The sequence below is a fragment of the Nocardia sp. CA-290969 genome, from assembly GCF_050936135.1.
In the GTDB taxonomy this organism is placed as follows: domain Bacteria; phylum Actinomycetota; class Actinomycetes; order Mycobacteriales; family Mycobacteriaceae; genus Nocardia.
This window is the reverse complement of record NZ_JBNJNJ010000001.1, coordinates 5,425,096-5,441,054: the sequence shown is the minus strand read 5'-3', so window position 1 is coordinate 5,441,054 and position 15,959 is coordinate 5,425,096. Positions and strand designations below refer to the sequence as shown.

Here is a 15,959-nt window from a genome sequence, read left to right as displayed (position 1 = left end):
GGCAAGGTTAGGGTAACCTAGCTCAGGGGATTCGGACCACGGTCCGGTTGTTTCCCAGGCTAACTACCTGCCGGATGAACGAGGGGTTCCGATGACCACCAGCTCGACGCTCGACCGCACCACCGACACCACTACCAGCGAGAAAACCCTGTCCACCGATATCGGGCTGCTGATCCTGCGCCTGGTGTTCGGGCTGCTGTTCGCCGCCCACGGCGCCCAGAAACTGTTCGGCTGGTTCGGCGGCGAAGGTCTGGACGCCAACAATGCCGGGTTCGAAAAGATGGGCTTCAACCCCGGAGACCTGTTCGGCACCGCTGCCGGTCTCAGCGAATTCGTGGGCGGGCTGCTGCTGGCCCTCGGCGCGTTCACCCCGCTGGCCGCGGCGATCGTCCTGGGCACCGGAATCGTCATCGTAGAGACCGGTTTCAGCAAGGGGTTGCTCGGTGGTTACGAGATGGGTCTGCTCTTCGCGGTGGTCGCGCTGGTAGTCGCCTTCACCGGGCCCGGGCGGCTCTCCGTGGATTCCGGCCGGCCCTGGGCGCGCAGCGGCCTGAGCTGGGGCCTGATCTCGGTAGCGGCCGCGGTCGTGGCCGCGGTGATCACGCTGATCTTCAAAGGCGTGCTGTAATTTTGGCGCCGACTCCGTCGGCGCGGGGTTTGGCCCCCCTTGGTCCCTGCGTTCAGCCCCGCGATACTCGCGGCTGCGCCGCATTGTCTCGCGGGGCTGAACGCAGGGACGGGCCAAACCCTCCAAATGCCTCGCTGAACTCGGCGCCGCCGTGGTTGCGTTTGATTTCGGGGTTGTGAGGCCCCAAGTGCCTTGCTGGATTGGGCGCTGCCGTGGTTGCGTTTGATTTCGGGGTTGTGAGGCCCCAAGTGCCTTGCTGGATTGGGCGCTGCCGTGGTTGCGTTTGATTTCGGGGTTGTGAGGCCCCAAGTGCCTTGCTGGATTGGGCGCTGCCGTGGTTGCGTTTGATTTCGGGGTTGTGAGGCCCCAAGTGCCTCGCTGGACTCGGCGTCGCCGTGGTTGCGTGCGGGATGGCCGTGGACTGGTGCCGGTGTGTCCAGCTGGGGAAGCGACCGGAGTTCAGACCGTTGCCGCGGAGTCGAGGCGGCGCAGGGCTTTCAGTACGACCTCGGGGTCGGCGGTTTCCCAGTACGGGGGGAGCGAGGCGCGCAGGTAGCCGCCGTAGCGGGCGGTGGCCAGGCGGGGGTCGAGGATGGCGACCACGCCGCGATCGTCGACGCTGCGCAGCAGTCGTCCGGTTCCCTGGGCCAGGAGCAGGGCGGCGTGGCTGGCGGCGACGGTGAGAAAGCCGTTGCCGCCGCGGGATTCGACGGCGCGCTGGCGGGCCGCCAGCAGAGGATCGTCGGGGCGGGGGAAGGGAATACGGTCCAGGATCACCAGGCTCAGCGAGGGGCCGGGGACGTCCACGCCCTGCCAGAGGGAGAGGGTGCCGAACAAGGACGTTTCCGGGTCGTCGGCGAATTTGCGCACGAGTGCACCGGTGGAATCCTCGCCCTGGCACAGGATCGGTGTTTTCAGCCGGGAGCGAAGTGCTTCCGTCGCCGATTTGGCGGCGCGCATGGAGGAGAAAAGCCCCAGCGTCCGGCCGCCCGCGGCCGATACCAGCCGTTCGATCTCGTCGAGATACGCCGGGGGTAGCCCGTCGCGGCCCGGGCTGGGCAGATGTTTGGCGACGTAGAGGATCCCGGATTTGGCGTGGTCGAACGGTGACCCCACGTCCAGCGAGGTCCAGCGTATGGTGCCGGTATCGCCGGGGGCCTCCGCGCTGTTGGCCATCGCCGGATCGACCTTGCCGCCCGATTGCGGTGGCAGCCCCCAAGTGCGGGCCAGGCCGTCGAACGAACCGCCGATCTGCAGAGTTGCCGAGGTCAGGATGACGGTGGCCGTGCCGAACAACTGGCTGCGCAGCAATCCGCCGACGGCCAGTGGGGCCATATGCAGGGAGCGGCGGGTGACGCCGCGGACCTCGTCGGCCGATAACCACACCACATCGCGGCGGGCCGCCGGATCCGGTTCGTCGAACGCGGTGAGGGCGCGGACGGCGCTGTCGTGGATCTCCTCGACCGCGGCCACGGCCATGTTCCGGCCGGCCGCGGCCTCCGGGTCCGAGCCGGGTGCGGCGGAGCCCTGCGGGTTCAGCGCGGTGCGCGCGTTCCACGCGGCGTCCCGGATGAGGGCGAGGACCTGGCCGATCCCGTCCGGCAGTACTTCCCAGCGGCCCGGCCCGAGTTCGTCGAGGGCGGTATGCCAGGCCTCGGCCGCCGCCTCCAGCCGATCGACCTCCTGCTCGTCGATGAGTTTCGCGCAGCGCCGGGCGGCGGCGCTGATGGCCGTGGCCGACAGTTCGGCGGTCGCGACGCCGGTGACCCGGTCGACCAGTTCGTGCGCCTCGTCCACGACCACCACATCGTGTTCGGGGAGCACCTGGATACCGCTGATGGCGTCGATGGCCAGCAGTGCGTGGTTGGTGACCACCACATCGGCCTGCGCGGATTCGGCGCGGGCCCGTTCGGCGAAGCAGTCCTGGCCGAACGGGCAGCGGGATTTGCCCAGGCATTCCCGCGACGACACACTGACCTGCCGCCACGCGCGGTCGCTGACCCCGGGGGCGAGTTCGTCGCGATCGCCGGTTTCGGTATCGGAGGCCCATTCGTTGAGGCGTTTGACCTCGCGGCCGAGCCGGGAGACCGCGAACGCGTCGAACAGTTCCGCCTCGGCCGGTTCGTCCGGGACCGCGCTGTTGATCTTGTTCAGGCACAGATAGTTGTTGCGTCCCTTGAGGATCGCGAACTCCGGCGCGCGGCCGAGCGGTTTCGCCAGGGCCTGTGCCAGCCGGGGTAGATCCCGGTCCACCAATTGCCGCTGCAGGGCGATCGTGGCGGTGGAGACCACCACCGTGCGCCCGGTGCGCACCGCGTAGCGCAGGCTCGGCACCAGATAAGCCAGCGATTTCCCGGTGCCCGTACCGGCCTGGACCGCGAGATGTTGTTTGGTTTCGATAGCGTTGTCCACCGCGGCCACCATGGTCATCTGACCGGGGCGCTCCTTACCGCCGAGCGCGGTCACTGCGGTCGCCAGCAGGGTCGAGACGGGTGGGAGTTCGGGCACTCGGGCAGCCTACTGCGCCGCACCGACACCCGTGCGCGGAGTCGCGTACCGTTCGGCCGGCCGTCGCGTATCGCCAGTCGGGTGTGTGGTCCTTCACAGCGATCTTACCCGGCAGTAAGGTCGGGTCATGGCGTGGAAACCCGATCAGATGCCCGACCAGCGCGGGCGCGTATTCGTAATCACCGGGGCCAACGGCGGCCTCGGTGCCGAGACCACCAAGGTCCTGGCCGGTAAGGGGGCCACCGTGGTGATGGCCTGCCGCAACACCGAGAAGGCCCGCGAGGTCGCCGATTCCATCGGTGGCGATATCCAGGTGCGGCGGCTCGACCTGGCCGACCTCTCCTCGGTGCGCGAATTCGCGGAAGCGACAGGCGCTTTCGATGTTCTCATCAACAACGCGGGACTGATGAACGTGCCGTTCTCGCGTACCGTCGACGGTTTCGAAACCCAGTTCGGGGTGAACCACCTCGGACATTTCGCCCTGACCGGGCTGTTGCTGGACCGGATCCGGGACCGGGTGGTGACCCTGGCCAGCATCGCCCACAAACAGACTCCGAAATTGTGGATCGACGACCTGAACTACGAGAACCGGCGCTATCAGCGCAACCTCGCCTACGCCCAGGCCAAACTGTCGAATCTGATGTTCGCCCGCGAATTGCAGCGCCGGCTGGCCGCGGCCGGATCACCGAAGCGGTCCTACGGGGTCCATCCGGGTGTGTCGGCGACCGAACTGTTCACCCGCACCGAAACCCCGCTCGACCTCATCAGTAAACCGGTGATCCGGCTGGTCGGCCACGCGCCGGCGAAGGCGGCGCATTCCACGCTGTTCGCGGCGACGATGCCGGATGCCGATCCGCAGACCTACTGGGGGCCGACGCGGCTGTTCCAGTCCCAGGGGCCGGTGCAGGCATCCCCGTCGACCCGGCTGTCGAAGAACACCGAGCTGTGGCGTCGCCTGTGGGAAGAATCGGAGCGGATGACCGGGGTCGCCTACAAGCTTTGACCGGCGGCGACGACGGCTGCCGCACCGCGCACCTCACACTACGGCCGGTGTAGTAGACGGGTACCGTGGTAGCCGTGTCCGCAACACCCCGCCGCACTGTGCACCGCCCGGCCCTGATCGTGCTGGCGGTTGTGCTCGCGGTGGCCGCAGTGGCATTGGGCTGGTGGCAGTGGGAGCGATTCTCCTCGGCCAGCGGAACGGCGCAGAACCTCGGCTATGCGATGCAGTGGCCGTTGTTCGGCGCCTTCGCGCTGTTCGCCTACTTCCGCTTCGTGCGGCTGGAACAGGAGGCCACGGAGGACGGCGACCCGCCGGTCGCCGGTGAATCCGCCGGCTCCGGCCCGTCGCGGTCAGGTGTGGCGGCTGCGGGCACCGGCGTAACAGACGCGGCGGCCCCAGCTGCGGCCGATCGGCGTCCGGCGGGCGGTGGGGGTGGCCGCCGCCGCATCGCGGCGCGGGAACCCCGCGAGATTCCCGCCGGGTTCCTGCCCGAGCGCCCGCGCGCTGCCCGCGACACCGATCCGGTGCTCGCCGAATACAACAGCTATCTCGCCAGGTTGAACGCCGGCGACCAGGCGGGCACCGACGCCCGCGATTCTGAGAGGAGCGCCGGTTGACCGCCAGCGAGAAAACCACCGTTGCCGCCGCGCCGGCCACCCGGCCCGCCGGGAACCGCAAGATCGCGGGCGCGCTGCTGCGCTACCGCGCGCTCGCCTGGATCACCGGTCTGTGGCTGCTGCTGCTCACCGCCGAAATGATCGCGCAGTACGGCTTCGGTGTCGACACTCCGCGATGGATCGCCATGGTGCACGGCTGGGCGTACTTCATCTACCTGATCCTCACCGCCGACCTCGCGGTGAAGGTGCGCTGGCCGATCAAACGCACTATCGGCACCCTGCTGGCGGGCACGATCCCGCTGCTCTCGTTCTTCGTCGAGCACCGCAACACCCAGCAGGTCAAACGCGATTTCGGGCTCTGAGCCGACCCCCGTAGGACTCAGTCGGCCAATGCGGTGAGCGCTGGGAGCAGTTGGGCGAGCGCCCGGCCGCGATGCGAGGCCGCGTCCTTCTGCGCCGGGGTGAGCTGGGCCGCGCTCAGTTCACCGCCGTCGGGATGGAACAGCGGGTCGTAGCCGAAACCGCCGTCACCCTGCGGGGCCCGGGCGATCGTGCCCGGCCATTCGCCGCGGACCACGATCTCCGCACCGGCCGGGACCACCAGCGCACAGGCCGAGACGAACCGGGCACCGCGGCGCTCGTCCGGGACATCGGTGAGCTGGGCCAGCAGCAGTGCGTTGTTCGCGGCATCGTCGCCGTGCTGCCCGGCCCAGCGGGCCGACAGCACCCCGGGCATACCGTTGAGCGCGTCCACGGCGATCCCGGAATCGTCGGCGATACACGGCAGCCGGGTGGCCTTGGCGCCGTCACGCGCCTTGGCCAGCGCGTTCTCCTCGAACGTCGCCGCCGTCTCCGGCTCTTCCGGATACTCGGGCACATCGTCGAGGCCGACGATTTCGAGGCCGGCCACGCCCGCTTCGTCCAGGATCCGGCGCAGTTCGTTCAGTTTCTTGGTGTTGCGGCTGGCGAGCAGGACGCGACGGGCCATTACTTCCTCTTCGCCGGTTCGGGGGTTTCCGGCAGCACGCCGGGGTAGGGCAGCGCGAGCGCTTCCTTCTGCACGGCGAACAGTTGCTCGCAGCCCGCCAGCGCGGAGTCGAGCAGTTTGTCCAGGGTGGATCGCGGGAAGGTCGCGCCCTCACCGGTGCCCTGGATCTCGACCAAGGTGCCGGTGTCGGTGGCGACCACGTTCATATCGACCTCGGCGCGCGAATCCTCCTCGTACGGCAGGTCCAGCCGGACCCGGCCGTCCACCACGCCGACGCTCACCGCGGCGATCGCGCAGGAAATCGGCTGCGGATCGGCCAGGCCGCCCGCAGCCCCGAGATAGGTGACGGCATCGGCCAGCGCGACGTAGGCGCCGGTGATGGCCGCGGTGCGGGTGCCGCCGTCGGCCTGCAGCACATCGCAGTCGACGGCGATGGTGTTCTCGCCGATCGCGGCCAGGTCGATACAGGCGCGCAGGGACCGGCCGACCAACCGGCTGATCTCCTGGGTGCGTCCGCCGACCTTGCCCTTGACCGATTCCCGGCTGCTGCGGGTGTGGGTGGCGGCCGGCAGCATCGCGTATTCGGCGGTGAGCCAGCCCAACCCGGAATCGCGCCGCCAGGGCGGAACGCCCTCGGTGACGCTGGCCGTGCACATCACCCGCGTCTGCCCGAACTCGACCAGCACCGAACCGGCCGGATGCGTGGTGAAGCCTCGGGTGATCCGTACCTCGCGGAGTTCGTCGTCCGCCCTGCCATCGGCTCGTCTCGACACGGGCTCAGCGTAGTGGGGAAGCCGCGTGCCGGGATCTCTGGGTCTACAGGTCGAAGACCTCGCCGGGTGTCACGGCGTGCACCGGCCCGGTGAATTCGGCCTTGGCCTCGGCGATGACATCCTCGCGGGAGGTCCACGGCGGAATATGGGTGAGCAGCAGTTCCTTGACACCAGCCGTCGCCGCGATCCGGCCGGCCTCGGTACCCGAAAGGTGTATGCCCTCGGGCCGATTCGCGGGATCGTGGGTCCAGGATGCCTCGGCCAGGAGAACGTCGGCGCCTTCGGCCAGTTCCTGCACGGCCGGGCAGACCGCGGTGTCGCCGGTGTAGACGAAGGTGCGCCCGGCGGCGGTGACGATCCGCAGCCCGTAGGACTCCGGCGGGTGGAACATCCGGCGCGCCGTGACGGTGTGGCCCGGACCGAACTCCACCGTCTCGCCCTCGGCCCACCGGCGGAAATCGATCACATCGGACCAGTCGTCGCATTCGCCGCCGACCTCGGCCGAGGCGTTACCGATCCGCACCGGCGCGTCCGAGGGACCGCGGACGACGGCCTGCCCGGTGGGCGGGCTCGGATGGTAGCGCCGCCAGACCAGCAGGCCGGGCAGATCGAGGCAATGATCGGCGTGCAGATGGGTGAGGAAGATGTCGACCTCGCCCGGATCGGCGTATCGCTGCAGCGCGCCGAGGATCCCCGGACCGAAATCGATGACCACCGGCGACATATCCGGGCCGGTGAGCAGATAACCCGACGCTGGGGAATCCGGGCCGGACACACTGCCCGAGCACCCGAGGACCGTGAGGCGCATGCTCCCATGCTGCCACGATGTTTCCCGATTCAAGACCGCATCCCCCGAAAATACTGGCCGCATCCACGGTCACCGGGGCGGGAGAGGCGCCCCGGTGCGCAGTTGCCGGCGGTGTCGACGTTCATCACTGGAGAGTACCCAGCCGGCCAACAGTCCACCCATCGCGCCGAAAAGGTGGCCCTGCCAGGAGATTCCGTCTTGACCTGGGAGAACACCCCACAGCAGGGAGCCGTAGAAGGCGAGGACCACCACGCCGAGCACGATCTGGCCGATCCGGCGGGCGAACCAGCCGCGGCAGATGAGATAGGTGAGCCAGCCGAAGACCAGCGAGGACGCGCCGATGTGGACGGTGTTCGTCCCGCCGGTGAGCCAAGTACCCAGCCCGGCGACGATCCAGATGACCGCGGTGGCGGCCAGGCCGCGGCCGATACCGGTGGCCAGTGTCAGGAAACCCAGGATGAGCACCGGCAGAGTGTTGCCGATCAGATGATCCCAGCTGCCGTGCAGCAGCGGCGCGAACACGATGCCGTCGAGGCCGTCTACGACGCGGGGTTCGATCCCCGCGGTGCAGTCGATGCAGTAGTCGATGATCGAATCCACCGATTCGATCAGATACAGCAGTACGACGAACGCGGCCATGACCACAGCGGCCCGTCCCCAGGCCCGCCCGGCGGTGAAACGAGGCCGGCGGCCCGGAGCGCCGGAGGTGGGCCCGCCACCGGGCCCCGGCCGGGGTGCGGAAATACGATCGGGGTCGAACGAAGCGCCCAGGGGTGCGCCACCGGTCATGACGATCTCCTCCTCGGCGCGACCAGGTCTCCACGCGCCTGATACCGAGGGTACTGGGTCGCCGATCCTGCCCCGCTGGGTCGCGTATACCACCCGAGGTCTCGCCACACGGAGGATGCCGCCCCCGCGCGCAGTCCCGCGATCCCCAACCGGCGATGCCCACCGGCCGCGAGCTCTGCGTGCCTCCGAGATCACCCCACCCGACTCGAAAGCAACCACGGCGTCGCCGCGTCAAGCGAGGCATTCGGAGGTTCACATAAACACCCGAAATCGAACGCAACCCCGGTGACGCCGAGCCCAGCGAGGCCGTCGCAGGCCCACATGACTCCGGAACCGAACGCGCCCAGCGGCGGCACCGAGTCTGCGAGGCCCTCGGAGGTTCACATAACCGGAAATCGGACGCAACCGCGGCGATGCCGAGTCTTACAAGGCCCCCAGCGGTCCACATAACCCCGGAACTCAACGCAACCGCGGCGGTGCCGAGTCTTACGAGGCCCTTGGAGGTTTTGGCCCGTCCCTGCTGTCAGTGCTCGATGCGATGCGGCGCAGCCGCGAGTGTCGAGTGCTGACAGCAGGGACCAAGGGGGGCCAAAACCCGTGCCGCCGGAGGCGGCACCAAAAACACAGGGGCCAAAACCCGCGCCGACGGAGTCGGCGCCAAAAACTCAAGCCCAGAGTTGGCCTTCGAGGCGTTCCTCGGCCTCTTCGAGGGTGCCGTCGTAGGCGCCGGTGGACAGGTATTTCCAGCCGCCGTCGGCGACAACGAAGGCGATATCTGCTCGTTTACCGGCCGCGACGACCTTGCGGGCGACGCCCAGCGCCGCGTGCAGGATCGCGCCGGTGGAGATTCCGGCGAAGATGCCTTCTTCCAGCACGAGTTCACGCGTGCGGCGGACCGCGTCGTAGGGGCCGACGGAGAACCGGCTGGTGAGAACCGATTCGTCGTACAGCTCGGGGATGAAGCCCTCGTCGATGTTGCGCAGGCCGTAGACCAGCTCGCCGTAGCGGGGTTCGGCGGCGACGATTTCGATGCCCGGGACCTTTTCCCGCAGGAACCGGCCGGTACCCATCAGCGTGCCGGTGGTACCTAGGCCGGCCACGAAATGGGTGATCTCGGGGAGATCCGCGAGGATCTCCGGTCCCGTCGTCTCGTAGTGCGCGAGCGCGTTGGCCGGGTTGCCGTACTGATAGAGCATCACCCAGTCCGGGTTCGCCGCGGCGATCTCCTTGGCCTTGGCCACCGCCTGGTTCGAACCGCCGGCGGCGGGCGAATCGATGATCTCGGCACCGAACATGGTGAGCAGCTGGCGGCGCTCCACCGAGGTGTTCTCGGGCATCACGCACACCAGGCGGTAGCCCTTGAGTTTCGCCGCCATGGCCAGCGAAATCCCGGTATTGCCGCTGGTGGGCTCGAGGATCGTGCAACCCGGGGTGAGCCGGCCCTCGGCCTCGGCCTGTTCGATCATGCGCAACGCCGGGCGGTCCTTGATGGACCCGGTGGGGTTGCGGTCCTCGAGCTTGGCCCACAGCCGCACCGGCAGCTCACCCTCCCATTGCGGGGAAAGGTTGCGCAGCCCGACCAGCGGCGTATCGCCGAGGGTCGCGATCAGGGATTCGTAGCGCGCCACTGGACTCTCAGGCCCCGCCCGCGACGGCCGGCAGGATCGTCACCGTCGCGCCTTCGCCGACGGTGGTGTCGAGGCCGCCGGAGAATCGCACATCCTCGTCGTCGACATAGATGTTGACGTAGCGGTTCAGTTTGCCGTCGCTCAGCAGCCGCTCGGCCAGGCCGGGATGGTTGTTCTCCAGATCCTCGATCACCGCGGCGAGCGTGGACCCCTTGGCCTCGACACGCTTCTCGCCTCCGGTGTGGGTGCGCATGATGGTCGGGATGGACACGGTGACCGGCATGGGTGCTCCTCGCTGTGCTTTCTTCTCGGAAGTTGTGGGGGTCAGGCGGTTTGGTAGGCGGGGACGATCTGCACCGGCTCCTCGGTGACCTCGCCCTCGATGATCCGGTAGCTGCGCAGCTCGTGCTGTTCCGGATCGCGGGTGGAGATCAGCACGTAATGCGCGCCGGGCTCGGAGGCGTAGGAGATATCGGTGCGGCTCGGGTAGGCCTCGGTGGCGGTATGCGAGTGGTAGATCACCACCGGCTCCTCGTCGGCGTCGTCCATCGCGCGCCACACCTTCAACTGCTCACCGGAATCGAACCGGTAGAACGTGGGGGAACGCTCGGCGTTCAGCATCGCCACGAACCGCTCCGGACGATCCGATCCTTCGGGCCCCGCGATGATGCCGCAGGCCTCGTCGGGATGGTCGGCACGGGCGTGCGCCACCATCGCATCCACCAGGTCGGCCCTGATCACGAGCACAATCGAACCTCTCCACACAACGTCTCGGCCGTCGCCGACCCATCACAGCCGACAACCGTCGAGGATATGCCCCTATTCCCGAGTCATTGGTGCCGCCTCCGGCGGCTCGGGCCCGGGCCGAGTGGAATCCACGGCGTTCAGTTGCCGAACAGGTCGTTGTAGGCGGGGATACCGGCGACCGATTCCGCGGAGCGGATCGCGTCGACGACGGCGCGTTCCACGCAGACCGCGGCCGCTGTGCACAGTTCGTCGACCAGTGGGAGGTCGCCGGGGAAGGCCGGGGGTAGGGCCGGGAGGTCCGGTAGGGTCGCTGTCCCGGTCGCGAGCGCGAAGAACGTATCGCCGTCGAGGGGGGAATGTGCCGGTCGTACCGCGCGCGCCAGCCCGTCGTGTGCGGTGGTGGCGAGGCGGCGGCAGCCCAGGGTGTCCAGGGGTGCGTCGGTGGCGACCACGCCGATCGTGGTGTTGAGGACGGTGCCCTTCACCGGTAGCGCGTTGGCCGCGGTCAACTGTTCCGCGGTGGCGGGGCGCAAGCCGGAGAGTTCGGGACCGTCGGTGCCCACGCCCCATGGCAGCCCGGTGCGCGGGTCGAATACCGATCCCACCGGGTTCGCGACCACCAGTGCGCCGACTGTGATCCCGGCGGCGATCCCGTCGGTGAAGCGGATACTGGCGCTGCCGATCCCGCCCTTGAGTGCTCCGGCCTGGGCACCCACGCCCGCGCCGACGGAACCGCGCAGGAAATCGGGTCCGGCGGCTTCGGCCGCGTGGTAGCCGAATTCGGCGGTGGGCCGGGTACGCCAATCGCCGACCGGCAGATCGAAGATCACCGCGGCGGGCACGATGGGCACCACCCGGGCCGGGTCGGCCGGATCCATCGGGATGCCTTCGCCGTGTTCCTCCAGCCAGCGCATCACCCCGTCCGCCGCGGCCAGGCCGTAGGCGCTGCCGCCGGTGAGCAGGATCGCGTGCACCTGGCGGACCGTGTTCGCGGGGTCGAGCAGGTCGGTTTCCCGGGTGCCGGGGCCGCCGCCGCGCACATCCACGGCCGCGACCGCACCGCCCGGCGCGCGGACCACCGTGCAACCGGTGGCGGCGCCGGAACCGCGGGTGGCGTCCGGATCGAGGACATGATGGTGGCCGACCAGCAGGCCGGTGATATCGGTGAGCGCGTTACGCGGCCCGGGTGCGCCGGTCACGGGGCCATCGCCTGCAGTAGGGAGTCCTGCATCCAGGTGAGCCAGTGGTAGACGTCCAGATGCGGGGCGCGCGGGTCGTCGGGCGGGAACTGCTCCGGGGTGTCGGCGTCGATCTCCAGCACGACGCCGAGGGCGAGCCGGATATCGGTGAGCGCGGCCAGCCAGGCGTCGGCCTCTTCCGGAGTGAGTACGATCTTGCCGCCCTCTTCCGGCACAGTCCGCAGGACGACGCCCGCGGCCGCCAGTTTGTCGTCGATGATCTCCGGTTCGTGCAACCCGCGCAGCGCACTGTTGAGGTCGGCGCGGTCGGCATCGGGGGAACCCGGTTCGGCGCGGTGGAAATCGGGGAGCAGCCGGGCCAGGCGCGGATCGTCCGGCGGGAGGGTGTTGCCGCTGCGTAGTCCGGTCAGGGCGGCGAGCTCGTCCTCGGGCGCCGAGGCGGCGCGTTCACCCAGCAGACCGGATACGGCTCCGACCAGCGAGCGCAGTACGCTCGCTTCGCGCGCGTCCATCTCCGTCCGCAGCTTGAGACCGCTCAATGAGTTCTTCCGGCTCCATTTACGCACGTCGCTACGGTAACCGTCCGATCAGTCGTCGCGTTGCATGGTCGCCCACAGCCCGGCCGCGTGCAGCCGGCGGACATCCTGTTCCATTTTGTCCCGGGAACCGGACGATACGACCGCTTTGCCCTCGTTGTGCACCTTGAGCATCAGCTCGGTCGCCTTGGCTTTGCTGTAGCCGAACAGCTTCTGGAAGATATAGGCGACGTAGTGCATCAGGTTGACCGGATCGTCCCACACCACGGTCACCCATGGGCGGTCCTCGGCCTCCAGGATCTCGGTGGCTTCCACGGCCTCGGGGGTCGCCTGTGCCGCCGACAACGTGGCGCCGGCGGCGCCTACGCGGACCTCGATCGTCCGGGAGCGGGGTGCTGTATTGCACAAGGCCATGCCACCAAGGGTACGACGCACCGAGTAATTCACAACACCCGGAGCAGCAACAATGCGAGGGCCCCGGCCCGGTACGCGACCTGCGCGAAACCCGCGGAACGTGGCTCCGGACGCCCGTGCCGGACCGGGCGTGGCGGGTGGTTTCGCGGCCCGCGTGCGCACCCTGTTTACAGTGATCGACTGTGGACCCGCGCGATACCGCCGGCAGCACCGCCCTGCTGACCGACCAATACGAGCTCACCATGCTGGCGGCCGCGCTGGCCGATGGTTCCGCGACGCGACGCTGCACCTTCGAGGTCTTCGCCCGCCGCCTGCCGCACGGCCGCCGGTACGGCGTGGTCGCCGGTACCGGCCGCTTCCTCGACGCGCTGGCCCGCTTCCGGTTCGGTGATGAGGAACTGGCGGTCGCCGCCGGATTCCTGGACTCCGCGACCATCGACTGGCTACGCGATTACCGCTTCACCGGCGATATCGACGGTTACCCGGAAGGCGAACTGTATTTCCCGGGCTCGCCGATTCTGTCGGTGACCGGCAGTTTCGCCGAATGCGTGGTGCTGGAGACGCTGGCGCTGTCGGTGTTCAACCACGACAGCGCGATCGCGTCGGCGGCGGCGCGGATGGTGAGCGCCGCGGCCGGGCGCCGCATGATCGAAATGGGGTCGCGGCGCACTCATGAACGTGCCGCCCCCGCCAGTGCGCGGGCGGCCTACCTGGCCGGTTTCCACGCGACCTCCAACCTGGAGGCCGTGCGCCGGTACGGCGTGCCGGGCGCGGGGACCAGCGCGCACGCGTTCACGCTCGTGCACAGCGGCCCCGACGGTGAACACGAGGTGGAGGCGTTCCGCAGCCAGGTCGCGGCGCACGGCACCGGCACCACGCTGCTGGTCGACACCTTCGATATCACCCGCGGCGTCGAACTCGCGGTGCAGGTGGCGGGGCCGGAGCTGGGCGCGGTGCGGATCGACTCCGGAGATCTGGGGGTGCTGGCCCGGCAGGTCCGGCGGCAACTGGACGAGCTGGGCGCCACCGGCGCCCGGATCGTGGTGTCCGGGGATCTCGACGAATACGCGATCGCGGCGCTGCGGGCCGAGCCGGTCGATGCGTACGGGGTCGGCACCCAGCTGGTGACCGGGTCGGGCGCGCCGACCGCGGGCATGGTGTACAAGCTGGTCGAGGTCGACGGCCTGCCGGTGGCGAAACGGTCCAGCCACAAGGAATCGCGGGGCGGCGCGAAACGCGCGGTACGGCTGGCGCGGTCCACCGGGACGATCGTCGAGGAGATCGTGTATCCGGCGGCCGCCGCGCCGCCCGATCCCGGCGGATTCGAGGCAAAGGATCTGCTGGTGCCCCTGGTCCGGGGTGGCGATGTACTCGTGGGCCCCGCGCTCGCAGACTCTCGCGACCTGGTCGCGCGCGGCCTGGTGAGCCTGCCGTGGGAGGGGCTCAAACTTTCCGACGGCGATCCCGCGGTACCCACCACATTCGCGTCCTGACCGGCGGACACCGGTGGCCCCACCGGGCGGTGCGGGGGAAACTGAAGGTATGAGACGCGCGCTGATAGTGGTGGATGTGCAGAACGATTTCTGTGAGGGCGGTTCCCTGGCGGTGGCCGGCGGCGCCCGGGTCGCTGGGCTGATCAGCGACTATCTGCGCGCTGCCGACTACGACGCGATCGTCGCCACCCGCGATTTCCACATCGATCCCGGAGCCCATTTCTCGGAGACCCCGGATTTCGTGGACAGCTGGCCCCCGCACTGCCGGGTCGGTACGCCGGGCGCGGAGTTCCACCCGGAGTTCGATACCGCGCCCATACAGGAAGTGTTTTCGAAAGGTGAGTACTCGGCCGCCTATTCGGGTTTCGAGGGCGCGGCCTCCGACGGCACCCCGCTCGCCGAATGGTTGCGTGCCCGGGGCGTCGGCTCGGTGGATATCGTCGGTATCGCCACAGATCATTGCGTCCGGGCCACCGCGCTGGACGCCGCCGCGGCCGGTTTCGCGACCCGTGTCCTGCTCGGCCTGACTGCCGGCGTCGCCCCGGCCACGGTGGAGTCGGCCCTGCGGCAACTCGGTGACGCGGGGGTCGAGCTGTCGGGCACGGTGGCCGCGGCCGGCTCTCCCTCGGCGTAATAGCGGTTGTCGGTGTCCCGGGGCAGAATTCCGGCTATGACGGCCACCGGGGATGATGTTCGTACGTTTGCGCTTTCGCTGCCCGAGACCACGGAACAGTTCGCGTGGGGGATGCCGATCTTCCGGGTCGAGCGCCGGCTGTTTCTGACGCTGCCGGAAGACGAGACCTCGATGGCTGTGCGCTGCCCGATAGTCGACCGCGACGAGCTGGTGATCGCCGAACCCGCCAAGTTCTGGATCGCAGGCCACGAGGCCGGCAACCCCTGGGTCCGGGTGCGGCTGGCCGCCCTCGACGATCAGGACGAGTTGCAAGCGATCGTCCTCGACTCGTGGCGCTTGGCTGCTCCACCCAGTCTGCTCGAGACGCTGAATTCTTGACGAGGTGGATCGGCTCCGGAGTGCCGACTGTGCCACCGCGCGTCTGATGCCGCTTGTCCCCTAATACTCGTGCACGTATATTCGTAGGCGAGTAAGGAGGGTCGATGGCGAAGAAGCGCAAGGTGGGCAATCTGCTGGCGCTGGCCGTGCTCGCGGTGATGCAGGACGAGGCCATGCACCGGTATCAGATCGCGGCACGGTTGCGTGAGTACGGCAAAGACCACGACATGGACATCAAGTGGGGTTCGCTGTACACGGTGGTGCAGAACCTGGCCAAGGCCGGGTTCCTAGCAGTGGTGGGCAGCGAACGCGACGGCGCCCGGCCCGAACGGGTGATCTATCGGATCACCGAAGCCGGCCGTGCCGAACTGGTGGACTGGACCCGGGAACTGATCGCCGAACCCGAACCCGAACGCGGCCGCTACCTCGCCGGGCTGTCGATCCTGGCGGTACTGCCGCCTGATGAGGTCGCGGAACTGCTGGGCCGGCGCCTCGCGGTACTGCATGAGCAGATCGGACAGGTGAAAAAGGATCTCGCCGCGCTCTCGGCGAGCCTGCCGCGGTTGTTCCTCATCGAATCCGAGTACGGCCTCGCGGTGCTGGAGGCGGAGGCGGAATGGACACGCGCGCTGCGCACCGAACTACTCGACGGAACCTTCCCCGGCCTGGCGGAATGGCAGGCATGGCATACCGGCACCGGCGTGGACAGCGCGCGGGCCCGTGCATACGTGAAGGGAGCTGGTAGCTCGGACGATCAGTGAATTACACCGGCCTCGATGGTGGTGCGCCAACACCACCATCGAGACCGGGTCACCG

19 protein-coding genes are annotated in these 15,959 nt (G+C 68.8%); 8 read left to right on the top strand and 11 right to left on the bottom strand.

Annotated elements, in window-relative coordinates:
• The first annotated feature begins 91 nt into the window (after positions 1–91).
• Positions 92–628, top strand: a complete 537-nt coding sequence (locus ACQEVO_RS25000) for a DoxX family protein (RefSeq protein WP_432917706.1) — start codon at positions 92–94, stop codon at positions 626–628.
• A 459-nt stretch (positions 629–1,087) separates the two neighbouring features.
• Here the strand turns inward: ACQEVO_RS25000 and ACQEVO_RS24995 are convergent, their stop codons facing one another.
• Entirely contained in the window at positions 1,088–3,136 is a 2,049-nt protein-coding gene (locus tag ACQEVO_RS24995; protein ID WP_432917703.1) for an ATP-dependent DNA helicase, read from the bottom strand.
• A 127-nt stretch (positions 3,137–3,263) separates the two neighbouring features.
• On the opposite strand from ACQEVO_RS24995, the gene ACQEVO_RS24990 reads away from it, so the two are divergent.
• The 3 genes from ACQEVO_RS24990 to ACQEVO_RS24980 all read left to right on the top strand — a co-directional run bounded on the left by ACQEVO_RS24990 (position 3,264) and on the right by ACQEVO_RS24980 (position 5,118).
• A complete protein-coding gene (locus tag ACQEVO_RS24990; RefSeq protein ID WP_432917700.1) occupies positions 3,264–4,139 on the top strand; it encodes an oxidoreductase in 876 nt (291 codons plus the stop codon).
• A gap of 74 nt (positions 4,140–4,213) precedes the next feature.
• Complete coding sequence (locus tag ACQEVO_RS24985) at positions 4,214–4,756, top strand: transcriptional regulator (protein WP_432917697.1); 543 nt, start codon at positions 4,214–4,216, stop codon at positions 4,754–4,756.
• On the top strand, positions 4,753–5,118 hold the full coding sequence (locus tag ACQEVO_RS24980; RefSeq protein WP_432917694.1) for a DUF3817 domain-containing protein: 366 nt from the start codon (positions 4,753–4,755) through the stop codon (positions 5,116–5,118). Before ACQEVO_RS24985 ends, ACQEVO_RS24980 begins: the two co-directional genes overlap by 4 nt.
• Positions 5,119–5,135: 17 nt before the next feature.
• On the opposite strand, the gene rdgB is transcribed toward ACQEVO_RS24980, so the two are convergent.
• From rdgB to clpS, 10 genes are all read right to left on the bottom strand, one after another.
• Positions 5,136–5,744 (bottom strand): RdgB/HAM1 family non-canonical purine NTP pyrophosphatase, encoded by a 609-nt coding sequence (rdgB, locus tag ACQEVO_RS24975; protein ID WP_432917691.1) that lies wholly within the window; start codon positions 5,742–5,744, stop codon positions 5,136–5,138.
• The gene (gene rph, locus ACQEVO_RS24970; RefSeq protein WP_432917688.1) at positions 5,744–6,517 is read right to left on the bottom strand and encodes a ribonuclease PH; all 774 of its coding nucleotides are present in this window, start codon (positions 6,515–6,517) and stop codon (positions 5,744–5,746) included. The genes rdgB and rph overlap by 1 nt, the downstream gene beginning before the upstream one ends.
• 43 nt (positions 6,518–6,560) lie before the next feature.
• A complete protein-coding gene (locus ACQEVO_RS24965) occupies positions 6,561–7,325 on the bottom strand; it encodes a cyclic nucleotide-degrading phosphodiesterase (protein ID WP_432917685.1) in 765 nt (254 codons plus the stop codon).
• 69 nt (positions 7,326–7,394) lie between these two features.
• Positions 7,395–8,114 carry a rhomboid family intramembrane serine protease gene (locus tag ACQEVO_RS24960; RefSeq protein WP_432917682.1) on the bottom strand — a complete coding sequence of 240 codons (720 nt, stop codon included), beginning with the start codon at positions 8,112–8,114 and terminating at the stop codon, positions 7,395–7,397.
• Between the two features lie 665 nt (positions 8,115–8,779).
• On the bottom strand, positions 8,780–9,742 hold the full coding sequence (locus ACQEVO_RS24955) for a PLP-dependent cysteine synthase family protein (protein WP_432917679.1): 963 nt from the start codon (positions 9,740–9,742) through the stop codon (positions 8,780–8,782).
• A gap of 7 nt (positions 9,743–9,749) precedes the next feature.
• Complete coding sequence (locus ACQEVO_RS24950; RefSeq protein WP_432917677.1) at positions 9,750–10,025, bottom strand: MoaD/ThiS family protein; 276 nt, start codon at positions 10,023–10,025, stop codon at positions 9,750–9,752.
• A gap of 41 nt (positions 10,026–10,066) precedes the next feature.
• Entirely contained in the window at positions 10,067–10,489 is a 423-nt protein-coding gene (locus ACQEVO_RS24945; RefSeq protein WP_432917674.1) for a Mov34/MPN/PAD-1 family protein, read from the bottom strand.
• 137 nt (positions 10,490–10,626) lie between these two features.
• Positions 10,627–11,688 carry a P1 family peptidase gene (locus ACQEVO_RS24940; RefSeq protein WP_432917671.1) on the bottom strand — a complete coding sequence of 354 codons (1,062 nt, stop codon included), beginning with the start codon at positions 11,686–11,688 and terminating at the stop codon, positions 10,627–10,629.
• Positions 11,685–12,254, bottom strand: coding sequence for a DUF2017 domain-containing protein (locus ACQEVO_RS24935; RefSeq protein ID WP_432917668.1), 570 nt, complete (start codon positions 12,252–12,254; stop codon positions 11,685–11,687). The genes ACQEVO_RS24940 and ACQEVO_RS24935 overlap by 4 nt, the downstream gene beginning before the upstream one ends.
• Positions 12,255–12,275: 21 nt before the next feature.
• Positions 12,276–12,638 carry an ATP-dependent Clp protease adapter ClpS gene (gene clpS / locus ACQEVO_RS24930; RefSeq protein ID WP_062979355.1) on the bottom strand — a complete coding sequence of 121 codons (363 nt, stop codon included), beginning with the start codon at positions 12,636–12,638 and terminating at the stop codon, positions 12,276–12,278.
• Between the two features lie 182 nt (positions 12,639–12,820).
• Here clpS and ACQEVO_RS24925 point away from each other — a divergent pair, with 182 nt between their 5' ends.
• From ACQEVO_RS24925 to ACQEVO_RS24910, 4 genes are all read left to right on the top strand, one after another.
• A complete protein-coding gene (locus ACQEVO_RS24925) occupies positions 12,821–14,131 on the top strand; it encodes a nicotinate phosphoribosyltransferase (protein WP_432917664.1) in 1,311 nt (436 codons plus the stop codon).
• 49 nt (positions 14,132–14,180) lie between these two features.
• Entirely contained in the window at positions 14,181–14,765 is a 585-nt protein-coding gene (locus ACQEVO_RS24920; protein WP_432917661.1) for an isochorismatase family protein, read from the top strand.
• Positions 14,766–14,801: 36 nt separating this feature from the next.
• Positions 14,802–15,143 carry an MmcQ/YjbR family DNA-binding protein gene (locus ACQEVO_RS24915; RefSeq protein WP_432917658.1) on the top strand — a complete coding sequence of 114 codons (342 nt, stop codon included), beginning with the start codon at positions 14,802–14,804 and terminating at the stop codon, positions 15,141–15,143.
• Between the two features lie 104 nt (positions 15,144–15,247).
• Entirely contained in the window at positions 15,248–15,904 is a 657-nt protein-coding gene (locus ACQEVO_RS24910; protein ID WP_432917655.1) for a PadR family transcriptional regulator, read from the top strand.
• Positions 15,905–15,959: the final 55 nt, after the last annotated feature.

What these genes read in the sequence shown, in the direction of transcription:
- ACQEVO_RS25000 (WP_432917706.1), top strand. Translation starts at nt 92, where the DNA reads ATGACCACCAGCTCGACGCTCGACCGCACCACCGACACCACTACCAGC.
- ACQEVO_RS24990 (WP_432917700.1), top strand. Translation starts at nt 3,264, where the DNA reads ATGGCGTGGAAACCCGATCAGATGCCCGACCAGCGCGGGCGCGTATTC.
- rdgB (WP_432917691.1), bottom strand. Translation starts at nt 5,744, where the DNA reads ATGGCCCGTCGCGTCCTGCTCGCCAGCCGCAACACCAAGAAACTGAAC.
- ACQEVO_RS24965 (WP_432917685.1), bottom strand. Translation starts at nt 7,325, where the DNA reads ATGCGCCTCACGGTCCTCGGGTGCTCGGGCAGTGTGTCCGGCCCGGAT.
- ACQEVO_RS24960 (WP_432917682.1), bottom strand. Translation starts at nt 8,114, where the DNA reads ATGACCGGTGGCGCACCCCTGGGCGCTTCGTTCGACCCCGATCGTATT.
- ACQEVO_RS24950 (WP_432917677.1), bottom strand. Translation starts at nt 10,025, where the DNA reads ATGCCGGTCACCGTGTCCATCCCGACCATCATGCGCACCCACACCGGA.
- clpS (WP_062979355.1), bottom strand. Translation starts at nt 12,638, where the DNA reads ATGGCCTTGTGCAATACAGCACCCCGCTCCCGGACGATCGAGGTCCGC.
- ACQEVO_RS24920 (WP_432917661.1), top strand. Translation starts at nt 14,181, where the DNA reads ATGAGACGCGCGCTGATAGTGGTGGATGTGCAGAACGATTTCTGTGAG.
- ACQEVO_RS24915 (WP_432917658.1), top strand. Translation starts at nt 14,802, where the DNA reads ATGACGGCCACCGGGGATGATGTTCGTACGTTTGCGCTTTCGCTGCCC.
- ACQEVO_RS24910 (WP_432917655.1), top strand. Translation starts at nt 15,248, where the DNA reads ATGGCGAAGAAGCGCAAGGTGGGCAATCTGCTGGCGCTGGCCGTGCTC.